Here is a 16,250-nt window from a genome sequence, read left to right as displayed (position 1 = left end):
CCCTTCGCACCATGCCAGATCAACCACCCACCCGCTGGGGCATTCTCGGGACGGGTGGCATCGCCCGGAAATTCGCCAAGGCCTTGAACGAGACGCCGACCGGCGTTCTGACGGCCGTCGGCAGTCGGAGCGGCCCCGCCGCCCGTGGATTTGCCGAGGAGTTCGGAGCCGGAAGGGCGCATGCATCCTACGACGAACTCCTGCGGGACGCCGAAGTGGATGCGGTCTACATTTCGCTGCCCAACCACCTTCACGCTGAATGGACCATCCGGGCCGCAACTGCCGGCAAACACATCCTTTGTGAGAAACCGTTTGCCGTGAATGCGGCCGAAGCCCGCCGCGCAATGGACTTCGTCCGTGAATCCGGCGTCTTCTTCATGGAGGCGTTCATGTACCGGTGCCACCCCCAGACCAAAAAGATCGTCGACCTGATCGTCGACGGCGCCATCGGCGAAGTCCGGCTCATCCAGGCCGGCTTCACCTACAATATGGGGCTCAATTTCGAGAACATCCGCCTCAGTCACGAAGCGGCCGGGGGCGGGATCATGGATGTCGGCTGCTATCCGGTTTCCATGTGTCGATTGATCGCAGGCGCCGCCCGCCGAAACCCATTCCAGAATCCGTCCGATGTACGGGGCGTGGCCTGGATCGGCGAGGTCAGCCATGTCGATCAACAGGCCGCCGCCGTCCTCAAATTCCCCGGCGGCCTCGTCGCCACGGTTGCCGCCGCCACCCAGGTCGGCTCCGACAACGTCCTGCGCGTCTACGGTTCCGAAGGCAGCCTGGTCGTACCTGTTCCCTGGGCTCCGTCCGAGAATTCAGTCATCCACCTCATCCGCAACGGAAAGGAGCCTGAAGAGATCCGGATCAACGCCGCCCGTTCCCTCTACACTCATGAGATCGATCTTCTCGCCGAATGCGTCCGCCGCCGCGATCGGGAAGCGCCACCCCCGGCCATGACCTGGGCCGATACCATCGGCAATATGGAAGTCCTCGACGCCTGGCGCAAAGACATCGGCCTCGTCTTCAAAGGGGACTGAACGGGGGTAGCCGACATTGCCCCATGTATCCCGATGGCCGGCTGACCTTTTTTCTTCTCACCTGGGCTCTGCCTTTACTTGCCGACCCGCCATCAACAGATTCCCCGATCCTCGATCTGCGGGATGTCATCGGAATTGAAGTACAGCGTTCGTCGGTCGGAGAACGGGCCGTAGGGGAGGGACAGACGGGCAGACTGGTGAGGGATCGGAACCGTGGGCCCGAATTCAGGATAGTCCAAACCTTCGACCCCGCGTCCGTTCGCTACAGGTCCATTCAGATCCGGACGGCGCGAGGCACCTGGTCGGGGGCGATGACGGTGGTCCCGAAAGGGATCAAGTCCCCACCGGGAATCTTCATCCTGGACGAGGGGTGCGCACAACTCCAATTCCCGGGAAACAGGCCGGACAACGTTTCAGTCGACGACTTCGACGGACCGGTCTACTCGCGAATGCCCTTGAGCAGCCATCTCATCGGCATGGGCTTCGCGGTCGCTCTGCCCAATCCAAAGTCGATCACCGACTCTGACCGTTCGAGATCCCCCGCTGATTGGATCGCCCTGATCCGGCAATTCCAGAAGAAAGCCGTAATCGACCCGCACAGTCTCTTTCTGGTGGCGACCGGCGCGAATGCGGAGTTGGCAATGAATCTGGCGGCGGGAATGGATTTCGCCGGAGTCGTCCTCGAAGCACCCGGAGAAATGATGTTCGTGGAGGAAGCGGGCAGCAGGAAACGAGGGCCGGAAGGGCGCCAAGAAGAAGGTGCGGCCAGCTCTACGGCCAAGCCGGAGTCTCCGGGCGACGCATGGGATGGGTCCTATTTCCAGTCCGAAGCGCACATGGTCCGCTACGTGGAGTATGCCCGTTCCATCAAGGCTCCGGTTCTCGTCATCATGGCCAAAGGGACACCCGGCTATGACATAACCAGGAAGACCTTGTTGGCTTCGTTTTCCGCCGTCAGTGCGGACATCAGCGTGGCTCTTCTGCCAGAGAGCGCCACGGTCCCTCCGCCCGTGAAGAATCGGGACCAAGACCGAGGAGTCCTTCGTTATGACAAAGTCCAGCTTGAACAGTGGATCAACCGGATGGAAGCATTCCTGATCACCCATACCCGGACGAAACCACATCCCCTGCCCCTTCGTGATCCGACCCTGCAAGGACCGGATCTCAGCCGCAGCGCGGTTCTCGACGAAATGAAGGGCATGGGCGAACCGAGTTTCGAATTCCCCGCTGAATCCGAGGTTCCCTGAGAGACTGGCTGAAAGCGCGATTCATCCCCCGCAGAGCAATCAGGATCTACGGATTCTCCTCATGGGACTCCAATTCGCGGATATAACTGCGCAACGCCTCCGAGGGATTGATGGCGTAGGCTGACCGAAGCAGCCTGAGGCCGCCTGAGATATCCCCGCGAGTGAACTCCATTCGCGCGTATTCATAATTCGCACGATAAGCGGTCTCTTCAAAGGTGGCGGCAATCTGGAAGGCGATGGCGGCCTCTTCCGGCCTTTCCAGGCCGATCAGCGCCCGTGCCTTTTCCAGATGCAGTTCGCCGTCAACCGGATCGAGATCAATGAGGGATTCAAGGGTCGCGAGGGCCTCACCGTACGCTTCGATTTCCAGATCGTGGAGCACCCGGATCCGGTTGATCTTCGACGAGTCGAGCTTCACTTCAAGATTCACCGCACGCCTCGCAATCGCCGGAAGGAGGTCAAACGCCCGCCCGCTTTGGCCGGCATGGGCCAGGGCCTCGGTTATGTCCAGCCATCGATCGAACTCATCGGTGTTCCTCGCCCGATCCGCGGCTTCGGCCAGAGTACCCGCCACTTCTTCATAAATGCCCTTGTTGAACTGGAGGATTGCCATCGAGATGCACGAATCAAACGTCATGCCTCCCAACTCATGGGCGACCTGAAGATCCACGATGGCCTCGTCCGAGCGCTCGAGATGGATCAGCAATCCCGCCCGATTCACCCAGTTGGCGGGATTGCGTCGATCAAAAGCCAGGACTTCGTCCGCCATCGTGATCGCTTCATCGAATCGATCCAGAGCGATCAGGCACTGCAGTATCCCAAACCGCCAGGCATTGTTTTCCGGGTTGAAGACCGTCGCATTCCGATAGGCCGTCAGTCCGCTTTTATAGAGTTCCTTGCCCGTATAGATGCGACCGATCAACCCCCAGATCTGGGATTCGTTTGCACCGAGTTCGACCGCCTTGAGCAGGACCGGGAGCGCCTTCTCGCTCTCGCCCGCTTCCATCAGGGTGAATCCGAGATTGGCATAGGCCCGCAGAAAACTGGGATGCTTTCGGATCGCAAGTGCATACTGCTCGATCGCCGACGGCATATCACCCTCGTCATAGAGCAGGCTGCCCAGAACGAAATGAAGCGCCGCGCTCGCCTCGATCCCGGATTCATCCAGGACATCCATGCCCGACCTGAGATACCCGATGGCCGCGGGTCGGTCCTCAATCAGAGCCATGGCGCCTTCATAGAAATAGTAATTCTCCACATCCATCTGCGGTTCGGTGTATCCGTTGACCCCGAACCGTCCGAGAAACCGGTTCTGGAAATCCTCTTCTTTCCAGGAGTACTCCGGGAAGACCCAAGCCTCGTAATCGAAGCTCTTTTCCTGTGAAGCCAGGACAGGAGTCAGGGACGGGACCAGAGCGAAAAGCAGCGAAAGTCTCTTGCGCAGGTTCATGGCTTCGTCATTGACCGGCGTTTGGCCACATGCTCGGGATCCGCCGTGAAGACGACCGTCCGATTGACGATGGATTTTGTCGGACGCCCATTGCGAATCGGAATCGAATAAAGCGCCCGCCCCATGGCCTCGACCACCGGCGGGACCAAGGCGGGATGGGTCGAGGAAAGAACGGTCTTCACCTCCGCGTGGCCCTTCTCGTCGATCAGTAGCTTCACCACGACACGGCCTTCGGTAATTCCCGCATCGATCAGCGTGTCGGGAAACAACCTTGGCGGAATGACCAGGCTCTCGATCGATTGATCCACTTCGGAGAAGTTCGAAATCCCGAAGGATCCCTCCTGAAATCCGCTGCCACCCAAGTCGTCGTAACCGTAGCGCCACGCGAGCATCCGGGAAAGATCGACCGACACATCCACCGGCGGATTCTGCATCGTCAGCGGGGTAATCGCGACGGGTGATGCGGGTGGAGGAAGCGTCCGGATCTCCGGCGAGGTCATCATCCCCGCCGGCGCGCCCGAATCCTCGGGATCCATGACGGTCTCCAGGTGAATGCCCACCCCGTCGGAAGTCGGCAATACGGGAACCTGGACTCGATGGGCGAAGACGAGCAGAAAGAGAATCGCCAGCGTCAGGCCGCAAGCCGACGCACCGGATATCGCCCACGAGCGGAGCTCACTTCTGTTCACCGCGGAGAGGACAGCGTTCATTGCGTTCGGGTGGCCACGTTGACGTTCTCAAGCCCGGCCGCCTTTACCTCGTCCAGAGCCGAGATGAGAACCTGCGTCGAGGTCAGACCATCGGCCTGGATGATGACCGGCTGGTCGGGTGACACCGCGAACCGATTCAAAGTCGGACCGATTCCGAAAAGGCCGATTTCCTGTCCACCATGGAAGACCCGTCCATCGGCAGAAATCGCAATCAGGATGCTCTGCCGATTCAGCGACTGGGCCTGGCTCGAATCCGGTTTGTTCACTTCGACTCCGGTCTCTTCGACAAACACGGACGTCACGACAAAGAACAGCAACAGGATGAAAACAATATCGATGAGCGGCGAAATGTTGATGCCCTCCTCCGATCCGTTGTCCTGTGAAATGTAATCCAGATTCAACATGATGAAGGCGGTGGCCACTTCGCGAGAACCCTCGAAGCCTCGAAGGATTCAAAACGGAAAAGAAGTCGTTTCCCGAAGGCCCGGACCGCCCAGAGAGAAACCAGTCCGACAATGGCAATGGACAACCCCGTTTCCGTTGTGATGAGCGCTTCGGAGATCCCGGCAGCCACGAAGTCTCCACCGGCAAGACCCTCCCGCAGACTCATCGCACTGAACGTCTTCAGCATACCGGCCACCGTTCCCAGGAGCCCGAGAAGCGGTGCGGTGGCCGCCAGAATCCGCACAAATCGAGTCCGGCGATCGAAGTGAAGACGCCACTGGATACTTTCGCGAAGAAGCGTCACGGCTTCCTCCCCGCCGGGAAGCGGGTCCGGGCTTCGCGCGATCGGCGGGAGCGCGGGATGGGTTCCCTGGGCCGCCAGGCGGAGGTCCAGCACGAGACGAAAGAGGCAGGTGAAGAGCACAATCGACAGCAGAATCAGCGGAGGCATGACAAAACCACCGTCGCTCAGGAGATCCCTCAACCCGGCGGATAAGGAATGGTTCATGAATTCCCGCCCGCCCCCGGCATCGTCTTGTTGAATCGTTCCGCTTGGACAGCGGTTTGAATGGACAGGCGCCGGACTCGCCGGTTCAACCAGGCATGGACGAGCAGAGCCGGGATCGCCACGACCAACCCGAGCTCCGTCGTCACAAGAGCTTCCGAGATGCCCCCGGACAGGGCACGCGCGTCACCGGCACCATGGAGACTGATCACCTGGAAGGTCTTGATCATCCCCGTGACCGTTCCCAACAGGCCAAGGAGGGGCGCAACGGCCGCGGTCAGCGCAATCAGGGAGAGGCCGGATTCGATACGTATACGGAAACCGAGGAGGGCCTGGCTCATGGCCGCGGAGCGGGCGCTTTCCGGGGCCATGCGATAGGCATGCCCTTCGGCAAAAACCTCCCGCGCGAGTGGCGTGATCGCCTGGAGTCGGCGTTCGAAATCCGTCCCGTCAACCGGAGCCATCAATGCGAGAACCTGGGCGGTTTCCGGCGCTCGAACGCCCCGGATCTGAATCACCTTCCGAATGCCGAGCACGGCCGACAACAGGCCAAAAAGCATGATGGGAATGATCCAGAGGCCGCCGCTCCTGAGATGTTCAAAGAGCGAGACCCGCGCATCAAGGCTCAAGAACGCCTGGTCGAGCAGGGGATCAAACGGCAGTCTCGCCTCTTCGCCCGCGATAGCGGCCGCAACAGCCTTTGCGGTATCCGGCGAATCAAGACGGAGCCGGGCGACCAATTGGTCCGTTTCAACGACCAACCCCGGTTCTCCTTCATCCGGAGCGAAGAACACATAGGGTCCGACCTGAAGAGCCAGCCCGGAAGTCATGACGCCGTCCGCCAGGGCTGTCGCCGGATAGCGGTGTCCGCCGACCTGATCATCCAGCCGATCGATTGCCGAATCAACGATGGCGATCAGGTCGTTCATCCGATGCAGACGACCGTCCGGTGTATCCATCGTGTTCTGCTCGACCGCAAGGAAGGTTTCGGAGAAGCGGGAGCGCTCGATCGTCGGCAGATCCTGCTCGAACTCCCGGCGCAGATGGATCAGCCGGTTCGCGAGGTTGCTTTGCCGTGATGACACGCTTTGGACCAGATCCTGAAGCCTCTCGACAGAGTGCCTCATGTCATCCGTTGCGAACTCCAGCTGTTTCTGATCCCGCCGCAAGCCGGCCAGATCGGATTGAACGCTTGTCAGGGTGTCGAGCAGGGGTCTCTGCTCATTGGCAATTCTCTCGCGCGTCGCGATCAGTCCCTCACGGGCGACTTCGATCGTCTGCTCCGACCAGTCGATGGTCCTCGAGAATGGCGGCCGGGTTTCCGCCCGTGCCCCGCCATCGGCAAAGGCGAGGACCAGCAGCCCGAGGGAAAAAACCCGCCGGATCATCCGCCCCCCTCCTCCGTGCCAATCCTGACGGGCAGCCGAATCCAGGTTGCCTGACGTTCTCCCTGCAGCGTTTCAAGAAACGAACGGATCGGCTCGTTCAGTTCATCCTGGGGAATCCACTCCCAGCCGCCGCTGCGAGGAACGATACGTCCGGCAAGATTCAGTTCTTCCGACAAATAAAACCCGCCGGCAAGCCCGAGGTAGATCGTCTCAAACTGCACGGCTCGACCGTCCGGCAATCTCTTGATGACCGACGAATGGTGGATCCCGTTCTGGAACTTGAGCGCCTCTTCGAGTGCTTCGACGGTCGATCGGATCAATGTGTCCACTTCCGGATCCGTGAAGGTGGCGACTTCCCGGTCCAGGATGGCTTGTATGCCGTTGAGCTGGCTCTCGACCGCCACCAGGAGGGGGTCAGGCCATTGCCTGGCCCCTTCGATCAACCTGCCGGCAAGACGTGGGCCGGCCACCCGCAGAACGTCGGCCAGCATTTGCGATTCTTCCCGGCTTGAGCTCAGTTCCAATTCCCGGGATTGAAGATCCTCGAGCATGGGGCGCGCGATGCCGATCGCAGCCTCAAGGTTCTTCCTTTCTTCCTCTGCAACCTGAATCAGATTCTCCAATTGCCCGCGGCGAAGATCCCAGGCCGCCTGCTCTTTGGCCGCCTGATCCCGGTATTCCAGAGTCCGGGACAGGTTCGCCCGGACATCCTCGATTTCCCGGACCGAATTGGGTTCCGCCCAAACCTGGAATGACGCAAGCAAGATGGCGGCAGGTGAAGCCCATCGCATGGGAAAAGGCCGAAAATCAGGTCGCATGAAGTTGGGATACCGCGCTCTTTTGGCCAATAATGGGTGGAAGACACCGGGGATCAATCCATTATCCCAGGTCGATGATCGAGCTGAAATCGGGATCGGTCAGTCGGCGGTAGGTGCGCATGGCGGCACCATCGGTCATGCCCGCCAGATGATCGCAGAGGATCCGTTTGCGCTCCGCCCCCGTCTCCAGTCGGCTCAACAACGCCGCCACCGCCCGCGGCAGGATTCGAAGCGGACGCCGGGGCGCCTCAATATAATGCTCAACCAAGGCCTCCCAGATTCGACCGAGGATGGCCCCGCCGCGGAACTCCATCTGCTGCAGCTGGGGTGAGCGGAAGATGATGTCCACCGCCATCTCCTTGAAAAAGGTGGCTTCCTCCTCCACCTCGGGCTCAACTTCGAGTCCGAAGGCATGCCGGTTGGACAGATCTGAGAGGAAAGACTCTCGCGGCACCAGCCGACAGGCCCGGATGGCCTGCCCGATCTTGAGGCTGAAGACCGCCTCAAGTTTGTCCGCCAGGACTGCCTCCATCAGATCGTCGATCCGCTTCAGGTCCCGGTCGCTCAGATCGCGTTGCGCCGCCCAGGATTCAATCTTTTCGAAGGTCAGGAAACCTGCCCGGACCCCGTCAATGATGTCATTGAGCGAGTAGGCGGTATCGTCCGCCCAGTCCATGATCTGACACTCGATGCTCTTGAGGTGATTGAGCCGCCTGCCCGCCATCAAATCGCCCGGCACCTCCCGTTCCCCGAAGACAAACCCGCGCAGGTTCCGCTGATCGGAATATAGAAAATGGTGCTCGGGATCGTCGAACTCGCATAGGAGATGCTTGTACTTCATGACCCCGTCGAGGAACGCGCGGGTCGGACTCATCCCGTTCATGCCGGTCTCGGTCAGATAAAGAATATCAGCCAATTGACGGACGGTCTGGGCGTTGCCCTCGAAACCGCCGTCCGTTCGCATCAGGTCGTGGAGTTTACGCTCGCCCGCATGCCCATAGGGCGGATGCCCCAGGTCGTGGGCCAGGCAGATCGCCTCGACCAGATCCGAGTCGATGTAGAAATCATCCGCCATCGGTTTCCCCTGAACCTGGAGGAACTGACAGATGGATCGGCCGATCTGCGCCACCTCGATCGAATGGGTCAACCGGGTCCGGTAGAAGTCGAATTCGCCGGAAACAAAGACCTGGGTCTTGGATTGAAGGCGTCGAAAGGCCGAGGAGTAAATGATCCGGTCGCGGTCCACCTGAAAAGCGTTCCGGTAGTCATCCGGCCGCCGTCCCGGCAGGCATTCAAAGTCAAATGGACGATAGAATCGATTGGTCTGGGCCATTATTGGTCAACCCTCCCTAAAGTTCGGTGTACTTGACCGAACGGCCACGCGCTTTGTCCACCGGATACTTGAGGGCATTCTGCTTGAGCTTCGCCTCAATGGCCGCCGCCAGGTCCACCCCGGACTGATTGGCAAATTCCAGCGCATAGATGACGACATCCGCGAGTTCCTCCTCGATCGCCCGCCGCAGGCGCGGCTCCCGCGCCGTCTCCCGGGAGGATTCCGACCCGGTCCAGAGAAAATGCTCCATCAGCTCGGCCGCCTCCGCCGCCAATGCCATCGCGAGGTTCTTTGGAGAATGAAACTGCTCCCAGTCACGATCCTGGGCGAAGCTCAGCACCTTCGCCTTCAATTCACCCAGACAGACAACATCATCCCTCGGGATCGACATGGGTTCAACATGACGCGGAGAACGGCTGCCGCAACCGCATTCTGGCCGGATCGTTCGGTCGGCCCATCGGGCGACTCCCAAGGGGTGCCTGTTTCCAAGAGCACCACGACCCAAGGGTCCCGACACCCTGCCCTTTCACCGGGCTGAAACCCGGTCGATGCCGTCCTGCGCCCAGCCTTCATCGCTTCGCCTTTGTAACATAATACGTTACAAAGGCGAAGCGAGGTGCCTTCAGCTTGCCTCAGTCCGAGGGTCATTTATTCATCGGTGCCATGAACGGTGAGGCATCCCAGCGCCTCTTCATTGCGATCGATCTGCCTGTGCCCCACCGGGAGATCCTCGGCGCGCTCCAGGTGCCGATCCGGGGCGTTGCCTGGACACCGCCGGAACAGCTTCACCTGACCCTGCGGTTTCTCGGCGACGCCGATCGGGAGACCCGGACTGCCCTGACCGCAAAGCTCAGCCACATCTCCGTAGAGCCCTTCATTCTGCCGCTGGCCGGTCTAGGCGTTTTCCCACCGCGCGAGACCCCGAAGATCATCTGGGCGGGAGTGGGGCACGGTCACCCAAGGCTGTTTCAACTCCGACAACAGATCGACGATACCCTCCTGGCCACAGGGATGGACCTCGATTTGCGAACCTTCGTCGCCCATATCACACTTGCCCGCTGCGGTCGGGCCGGAAAACCCCAGGTTGCCGCGTTCCTGAAACAGAACCAGGCATTCGAAGGTCCTCCCTTCAAGGTGGAACGATTCATCCTTTATTCGAGTCGACTCACACCCGACGGAGCCATCCACCAGGTGGAGGACGAATTCCGGCTCTGCGGCTGAAGCGGAGAACAGCTTTCGAGCCCGCAGATTGGGCTTCCCCATCGGTCCGACGCACAGTCCCGTGACTGAGCCCTCAGAAAGCGACCCATCCGGTCGTCGCAAATGCGCAGTCAGGCCCCGATCCCGGTCGTCACGCCGCGGTCTGCGGAATGGATCCGGCCGATTATCCTCTTGGCTTCATTCTTCGCATGGATTTGCTACGGCGGACAACCCGTCACGCTTTGAGTAACGCCGCCCAGTCCCATCCCGGAGCCCAGCCTGCCGAAAATCCCCTCTCGCTCGGGGTCATCTTCCTGACCCTCTACCTGGATCTGGTCGGCTTCTCCATCATCTTCCCGCTCTACCCGGAGATGCTCACCTACTATCTGGAACTCGACGGCAACTCGGGATTGCTGGCGGGACTACTGGGATTCCTTGACCGGCTCTCGACAGCGGCCGGCACCGGCGGCCATTTCACCCCCGTTCTCTTTGGCGGCGTCCTTGGATCACTTTACGCTTTCCTGCAATTCGCTTTTTCTCCCTTCTGGGGGGCTCTTTCCGATCGTTTTGGTCGCCGCTCCATCCTCCTGCTCACGGTGAGCGGGACAGCCCTGAGCTACCTGATCTGGATCTTCAGCGGGAATTTCCTTCTTCTTGTACTGGCCCGGCTCTGCGGCGGTCTGATGAGCGGCAACATCTCCGTGGCCACTGCTGCGGTGGCGGACGTCACTTCCCGGGCCGATCGTGCCAAAGGAATGGGACTGATCGGCGCGGCCTTCGGTCTCGGCTTTGTGACCGGACCGGCCATCGGGGGCGTCTTCTCCCTGGTCAATCCTCTCGACCACTTCCCCCAGCTCGCCTCCCTCGGAGTCAACCCCTTCTCGGGCGCGGCCACCGTCGCCTTCCTCCTGGCCTGCCTCAATCTTTTCTGGATCTGGAGGCGCTTCTCAGAGAGCCTGCCGCCCGAAAGGCGTTCCACCGCCTCGATCGCTTCGCGCAATCCCATCGCCCTGCTATTGGCCCGTCACGAACCGCCCGTTCGCCGGACAAATCACGTCTACTTTCTCTTCATCTTCGCCTTCGCCGGGATGGAGTTCACCCTCTCCTTCCTCGCGGTCAGTCGCTTCGACTTCAGCACGGTTCAGATCACCGGCATGATGGTTTATGTCGGCTTGATCCTGATCATCACTCAGGGCCTGATCGTCCGCCGGGCCGCTCCGAAAGTCGGCGAACGGCGCATGGCCATCACCGGGCTCGCTTTGGTCATGGCCGCTTTCGTGATCCTCGGCCTGGCGCCATCGCCCACCCTTCTCTATGTCGGATTGACCGTGATGGGCCTTGGCTCCGGCCTGACCACCCCGTCCCTGACCGCCCTCGTCTCCCTCTACACCAACGCAAGCCATCAGGGACGCGTCCTCGGGACCTTCCGCTCCCTCGGTTCCCTCGGACGAGCCACCGGGCCGATCATCGCCAGTTTCGTTTTCTGGTGGTTCGGCTCCAACTGGTCCTACCTGCTGGGCGCCGCCCTTCTCGTCCCTTCCTTTCTGACCGCCCTGCTCCTGACCGAGCCGTCAAAATCGGAAGACGGCAGCTGAGAGCAAAACGGGACTTCGATGGACGGTCGGGATCGTGCCGACCTGTCTGCAATGCCTTGGGGGTACCCTGACTGAGCGTAGCCGGAGCGGAGACTCCAAACCGCTGGACGCCTTGATCAGGGTGAGGCCACCAACCACCTGAATGACGCTCCGATTTTGTAGCTTCCGTCATCTTGGCGATAGGGTTCGAACGCCGCCTCATGAGCGGCGTCAACTGCGTCAGCACCCGAGTGCTCGGCCGCTTTTGCCGCGACACCCGATGAGCCAAGCCCACGCAGGGCATTCTCGAGATCCGGGTAGTGCCAATGGCACGCCACGTCGGTGACACTCAGCGTCTGGAGTCCGCCGCTCTCGGCGAATGCCCGAAGCGCGCCTTCGTCTGACAACGCGAACGGTCCCGGGGCACCTGGTGGCGGTTGTGGCAGGAGCGCCTTCAGCGCAGCAACGAGAGCGGCTGCTTCCATGCCTTCCGGATCACCCCAGGTCATGACAACGATGCGGCCAGCAGGCTTCGCAATTCGTCTCGCCTCGGCAAGAGCCGCCCGCGGATTGGCCGCGTACTGAACCGCATTGAAGCTTGTCACGAGGTCAAAGGCACCATCCGGAAACGGGAGTTCCTCCAGATCTCCGATTCGATAGTCGCCCTCCGGAACCCGTTGCCTTGCGATGCCGAGCAGATTATGTGAGGCATCGAGACCCGAAACTCTAGCGCCACGATCGGATGCCAGCAGAGCTGCCATACCGGCCCCGCAACCGACATCGCAATAGTCCGTATCAGCGCCCAATCCGCACTGGTCAAACACTGCCTGATAGGCATTGCTGAACTGCCCTTCCTGAATCTCCGCCCAGTCTTTAGCGCGCGCGCCCCACAGTCTACCGTTCTGGGTGGATGTCCTTGGCTGCTTGGAAGGATTCATTTCGAGGTCCGGTGTAATGGCAGGGTTGTGACCGATGGGGATCCGTGGGAAAACCCTCCAGGGGCAGCCGTTGGGGGTGGGGTAAGGGCCGAATCAGCGTTGGTTCAAAGAATGGTCCTGTCAAAAGCTTTATGGGAAGCTCAGGGCAACCAACACTAAGCCCGGTCCGGGAACACGGATTCGCGTTCTTCCAATCCGGTTCAGCCGACCTTGTCGGTTCCACTTTTCCGGCGCCTACATATTGAGAAAGGCCGAGACCTGACAGAATCACGTCGTTCTGCATCCCACACTTCTCCGGTGTTCCATGTGGTCAGCTGACTGCCGTCAGCGTCGTGTATGACAATCCCAGACAAGCCAGGTGCGATCGGATTCCCATACTGCAGAGCGCCCCCCGGTTGAGCCGCCTGATCCACATCATTCGGAACCATGACCTAGTGTGGTGTCAGATAAATCCTGTGTCATAAAGCCATAGCGATTTTGGCCGCTCCATCAAGGCGGGTTGAGGCCTGCGGGCCGGTAGGCCCTCCTGCCTCAGACCAACGCGGATGGGTGCCAAAAGCGCATGGCCCTGCGGGCGAGACGGCAAATGGCCTTGGCTGGCGTTGCCCGAGTGCGCACAGGCCTTACGGGCATGCACCCACTCGGCCGCCTTGCCCAAGGCCTTTTGGCGCCTCGCTTTACGTTACATTATTTATCGGACACCACACTAGGGCGAATCGACATTCAAATTGTGCGCTGGCGGGAACTGCGGGAGGGCCTCAGCAAGGCGCTTTTGCGGCGAGAATCCCTTGAAGGGCTTCTGTCGCAAAAGGAACGCGGCTGAGCGCTTCCGCAGACCCGTCCGAAGGATGAGAGCGAAGCGGAAGGTCGCGGCGTTGGTGGCACGGACACGTGCTTCCAGCACGCCTTCCGTGCCACCGCCTTGCGCTGCTTCCGCTTCTCTTCTCACCAGCAGCGCAATTTGAATGTCGATTCGCCCTAGTCCTCCGCTACGGCCAATGCGCCGGCAAACAATTCGGATCCCGCTGCGGCCCCGTCGTAGATGGCCACCGGCTATTCGCGGACCTCATGGGTGGAACGTGCCTGTCGAAGGCATCAGATCGTCGCAACAGCGAAAAGTATGATGGCTGTTGGCAACGGATGGAATTTCATGGATCGACGTCCTCTTTTCAGCACTCCTGTCCCTCCCCCGTCTCAAGACTGATTTCCAAATGAAGGTCCCCCGGTTGATCGCTTCTTCAGGAGCAGGACAAACCCCACCATCAGCAAAAGGAACGACGCGGTTGAGAACGCGCTCTTCAACATCCTGAAAACGTTGGCCGCCGCGATCAACTTCCTGGATACGTTCGGGAATTCTGTGATCATCCGGATGATCAGCAGGTTTTCGCCGTAGTCAAAGAGGCCGGCAAGCATCGGAAGCAGCGCCAGGTAGAGAAACCCGGAATCGGGCCGAAACCGCCGGGAGTAGAGCCAGACAAACATGAGCGAGAAACAGACGGCAAACAACCCGGGGTAGACGAAGTCGAGAACGAGTTGGGGAAAAAGATACGCACTTCTGCCTTCAGGTCCGAGGGATTCAAGCAGTGACAATGCCTCCTGGCGGGAGTAACCCGTGGGCGAGAGATTGAACAGGGTCGACTCCGGAGCAAAACGCTGCACGCGGGGAATGGTAATTCCCAGCATCACCAGGTAGACCGCCATTGTCACAACAAACCAGCCGAGAACGATTCTGCCGGAAGCCCTGTCATGCAGGAAGCCGATCAGGCGGTCGGATCGCATGGAGACTCTTGCGTCAAGTGTTGAGGTTCGTCCATTGGGCTGGGCGGATTTTCAGTCGCCCGACACCGCCTCTTTGAGGTGCTGCGCCACTTCGACGACGGGGGCAGTCCAGATCGAGGCACGTTCCTGGTCGAGCCATTCGATCAGCTTCCGGTGTTCCTCATCATCGATGAACAGACTGTGCGTACCCTGGCCCACACCGTGGATCATGTAGATGATCCAGCCCCCTTTCGCGTGGGCCGCTTCGATCTCGGCCCTGATTTGCTCGAATGTCCTGCCGTCGCCGCTGTAGTGTCCGAGCCGGGTGAACTCGGGGCGGTTGGGATCGACGGGACGGTTGGTGATCGCGCCCCGCGCGGCCACAAACAGCTGCGCGAGGATCGGATCCATGGGTTCCTCCAACTCACCCCGACCAATGGTGAGATTGGTGCAGTTATTTCCGTAAGTCCGGGGTTTGCCGCCATCGAGCAGGTCGAGCACAAGATCGGCCACCTTGAGTTCGTCACGAAAACGTCCGGGCGTATAGTCCCCCAAATCGTAGTATTCCGCCAGCCAGTAGGCGTTGCCTTCATCACGCCGGCAGGGATGGAACAGTGAATGGTTGCCCAATTCGTGGCCCTGCAACGCCACCGCCTTCCAGGCATCGGGATTCTCGATGCTTAACACGGGAAGATAAAAAGTCGCGCGCATGCCGTGCTGTTCCAGCATCGGCGCCACCTCAAGGTAGTGCACCGGCAGGCTGTCGTCATAGCTCAAGGAAACGGCACACACCCTTCCATCCGGCCAGATATTGTGAGTATCCATTGTTCCAAGGGTTCCGGTCTGCGTTTGGGCCCGGGTGATTCGGGCCGCGGCCACCACCACCAACAAGCCAAGCAAGCATGTTGCAAGTCGGGTCATTTCTGTTTCTACGACTCGAACCTTGAACACACAAGACTTGGCATCGCCGATTATGTAAAGGCGGAACCATGGGATCCATTCCACTCCACCTGCCGTACGTGTTATCAGGAGGGATTCAACAGCGGCACTTGCGCATACCAGGCACCGAGGTGAGAGCGGATGAAATCGATCGTCGTCTCGTGGGCCTCCTTGCCATTGCCTTCGATCATGATCGGCTCACTGAAAGCAAAGTGGACGGGCAGTTCAGGTCGGAAGGGTCCGAAATCGCGGACCAGTCGACCGGTGGACCAGGCATCGGAACGGATGGCCAGGGGAACCACCGGCACCCCGGCTTTCTTCGCCATCTTGGTCCCGATGCTGTTGAAGGCTTCGGGTTCGAAGCGGGTCGTCCGGGTGGTTTGGGGAAAGACGGCGATCGACAATCCCCGGGCGAGGCGCTCGGCCCCTCCCTCAAGCATGGTCCGCAGATCCTCCCGCGGATTGCTCCGCCCGACCACGAGCGGATCACAGGAACGCATGATCGGCCCGAAGACGGGCATGCTGACCAGACTCTGCTTGACGACAAAGGTCAGCGGCTTGAAGGGAACGACCAGTCCCGGAAGCACGAAGGTTTCCAAGGTGCTCATGTGGTTGCCCACAAAGACGCAGGGGCCATCGATCGCGCGGAAGTGCGCCACTCCGGTGACCGAAATCCGCACTCCCTGCCGTTCGAGGGCGCGAATGGTCTCCTGGGCCTGGATCTTCAACTGATTCTGATCGAATCGCCCCTTGCGTGCCGCGAGGAAGGCGCGGCGGACAATCCCGAGGATCCGGGAATAAAAGACAAGCGAAGGAAAGGCCCGCGCGACCAGGGTCGGCTCGTAACGCGGCGAAAGGTAATCGCCGGTCAGCGCGAGGGGCGCTTTAAGTGCGGGCCGTTTCATT

At 60.4% G+C, this 16,250-nt stretch carries 16 protein-coding genes; 4 read left to right on the top strand and 12 right to left on the bottom strand.

What is annotated here, in order from left to right:
* Window positions 1-11 precede the first annotated feature (11 nt).
* Complete coding sequence (locus tag R3F07_14055; protein ID MEZ5277500.1) at window positions 12-1,040, top strand: Gfo/Idh/MocA family oxidoreductase; 1,029 nt, start codon at window positions 12-14, stop codon at window positions 1,038-1,040.
* Between the two features lie 23 nt (window positions 1,041-1,063).
* Window positions 1,064-2,287, top strand: a complete 1,224-nt coding sequence (locus R3F07_14050; GenBank protein ID MEZ5277499.1) for a hypothetical protein — start codon at window positions 1,064-1,066, stop codon at window positions 2,285-2,287.
* A 46-nt stretch (window positions 2,288-2,333) separates the two neighbouring features.
* Here R3F07_14050 and R3F07_14045 read toward each other — a convergent pair whose 3' ends face one another.
* From R3F07_14045 to R3F07_14010, 8 genes are all read right to left on the bottom strand, one after another.
* Complete coding sequence (locus tag R3F07_14045; protein ID MEZ5277498.1) at window positions 2,334-3,737, bottom strand: tetratricopeptide repeat protein; 1,404 nt, start codon at window positions 3,735-3,737, stop codon at window positions 2,334-2,336.
* Window positions 3,734-4,447, bottom strand: a complete 714-nt coding sequence (locus R3F07_14040; protein ID MEZ5277497.1) for an energy transducer TonB — start codon at window positions 4,445-4,447, stop codon at window positions 3,734-3,736. The genes R3F07_14045 and R3F07_14040 overlap by 4 nt, the downstream gene beginning before the upstream one ends.
* Entirely contained in the window at window positions 4,444-4,851 is a 408-nt protein-coding gene (locus R3F07_14035) for a biopolymer transporter ExbD (protein ID MEZ5277496.1), read from the bottom strand. Before R3F07_14035 ends, R3F07_14040 begins: the two co-directional genes overlap by 4 nt.
* Window positions 4,845-5,399, bottom strand: coding sequence for a MotA/TolQ/ExbB proton channel family protein (locus R3F07_14030; GenBank protein MEZ5277495.1), 555 nt, complete (start codon window positions 5,397-5,399; stop codon window positions 4,845-4,847). Before R3F07_14030 ends, R3F07_14035 begins: the two co-directional genes overlap by 7 nt.
* A complete protein-coding gene (locus tag R3F07_14025) occupies window positions 5,396-6,784 on the bottom strand; it encodes a MotA/TolQ/ExbB proton channel family protein (GenBank protein ID MEZ5277494.1) in 1,389 nt (462 codons plus the stop codon). Before R3F07_14025 ends, R3F07_14030 begins: the two co-directional genes overlap by 4 nt.
* The gene (locus R3F07_14020) at window positions 6,781-7,548 is read right to left on the bottom strand and encodes a DUF3450 family protein (GenBank protein ID MEZ5277493.1); all 768 of its coding nucleotides are present in this window, start codon (window positions 7,546-7,548) and stop codon (window positions 6,781-6,783) included. The genes R3F07_14025 and R3F07_14020 overlap by 4 nt, the downstream gene beginning before the upstream one ends.
* A 115-nt stretch (window positions 7,549-7,663) precedes the next feature.
* Complete coding sequence (dgt, locus tag R3F07_14015; protein MEZ5277492.1) at window positions 7,664-8,935, bottom strand: dNTP triphosphohydrolase; 1,272 nt, start codon at window positions 8,933-8,935, stop codon at window positions 7,664-7,666.
* 16 nt (window positions 8,936-8,951) lie between these two features.
* Window positions 8,952-9,326 carry a MazG-like family protein gene (locus R3F07_14010; GenBank protein MEZ5277491.1) on the bottom strand — a complete coding sequence of 125 codons (375 nt, stop codon included), beginning with the start codon at window positions 9,324-9,326 and terminating at the stop codon, window positions 8,952-8,954.
* A 272-nt stretch (window positions 9,327-9,598) separates the two neighbouring features.
* On the opposite strand from R3F07_14010, the gene thpR reads away from it, so the two are divergent.
* A complete protein-coding gene (thpR, locus tag R3F07_14005) occupies window positions 9,599-10,156 on the top strand; it encodes an RNA 2',3'-cyclic phosphodiesterase (GenBank protein ID MEZ5277490.1) in 558 nt (185 codons plus the stop codon).
* Window positions 10,157-10,344: 188 nt separating this feature from the next.
* A complete protein-coding gene (locus tag R3F07_14000) occupies window positions 10,345-11,730 on the top strand; it encodes an MFS transporter (GenBank protein MEZ5277489.1) in 1,386 nt (461 codons plus the stop codon).
* Between the two features lie 116 nt (window positions 11,731-11,846).
* Here the strand turns inward: R3F07_14000 and R3F07_13995 are convergent, their stop codons facing one another.
* From R3F07_13995 to R3F07_13980, 4 genes are all read right to left on the bottom strand, one after another.
* Window positions 11,847-12,647, bottom strand: a complete 801-nt coding sequence (locus R3F07_13995) for a class I SAM-dependent methyltransferase (protein MEZ5277488.1) — start codon at window positions 12,645-12,647, stop codon at window positions 11,847-11,849.
* Between the two features lie 1,194 nt (window positions 12,648-13,841).
* A complete protein-coding gene (locus R3F07_13990; GenBank protein ID MEZ5277487.1) occupies window positions 13,842-14,426 on the bottom strand; it encodes a hypothetical protein in 585 nt (194 codons plus the stop codon).
* A 51-nt stretch (window positions 14,427-14,477) separates the two neighbouring features.
* Window positions 14,478-15,182: a polysaccharide deacetylase family protein gene (locus tag R3F07_13985; protein ID MEZ5277486.1), complete on the bottom strand. Its 705-nt coding sequence runs from the start codon at window positions 15,180-15,182 to the stop codon at window positions 14,478-14,480.
* Window positions 15,183-15,430: 248 nt separating this feature from the next.
* On the bottom strand, window positions 15,431-16,249 hold the full coding sequence (locus R3F07_13980; protein ID MEZ5277485.1) for a lysophospholipid acyltransferase family protein: 819 nt from the start codon (window positions 16,247-16,249) through the stop codon (window positions 15,431-15,433).
* Window position 16,250: the final 1 nt, after the last annotated feature.

This window comes from Opitutaceae bacterium, assembly GCA_041395105.1.
Lineage (GTDB): Bacteria > Verrucomicrobiota > Verrucomicrobiia > Opitutales > Opitutaceae > B12-G4.
The sequence above is the reverse complement of the archived record's forward strand: the minus strand, read 5'-3'. Positions and strand labels throughout refer to the sequence as shown.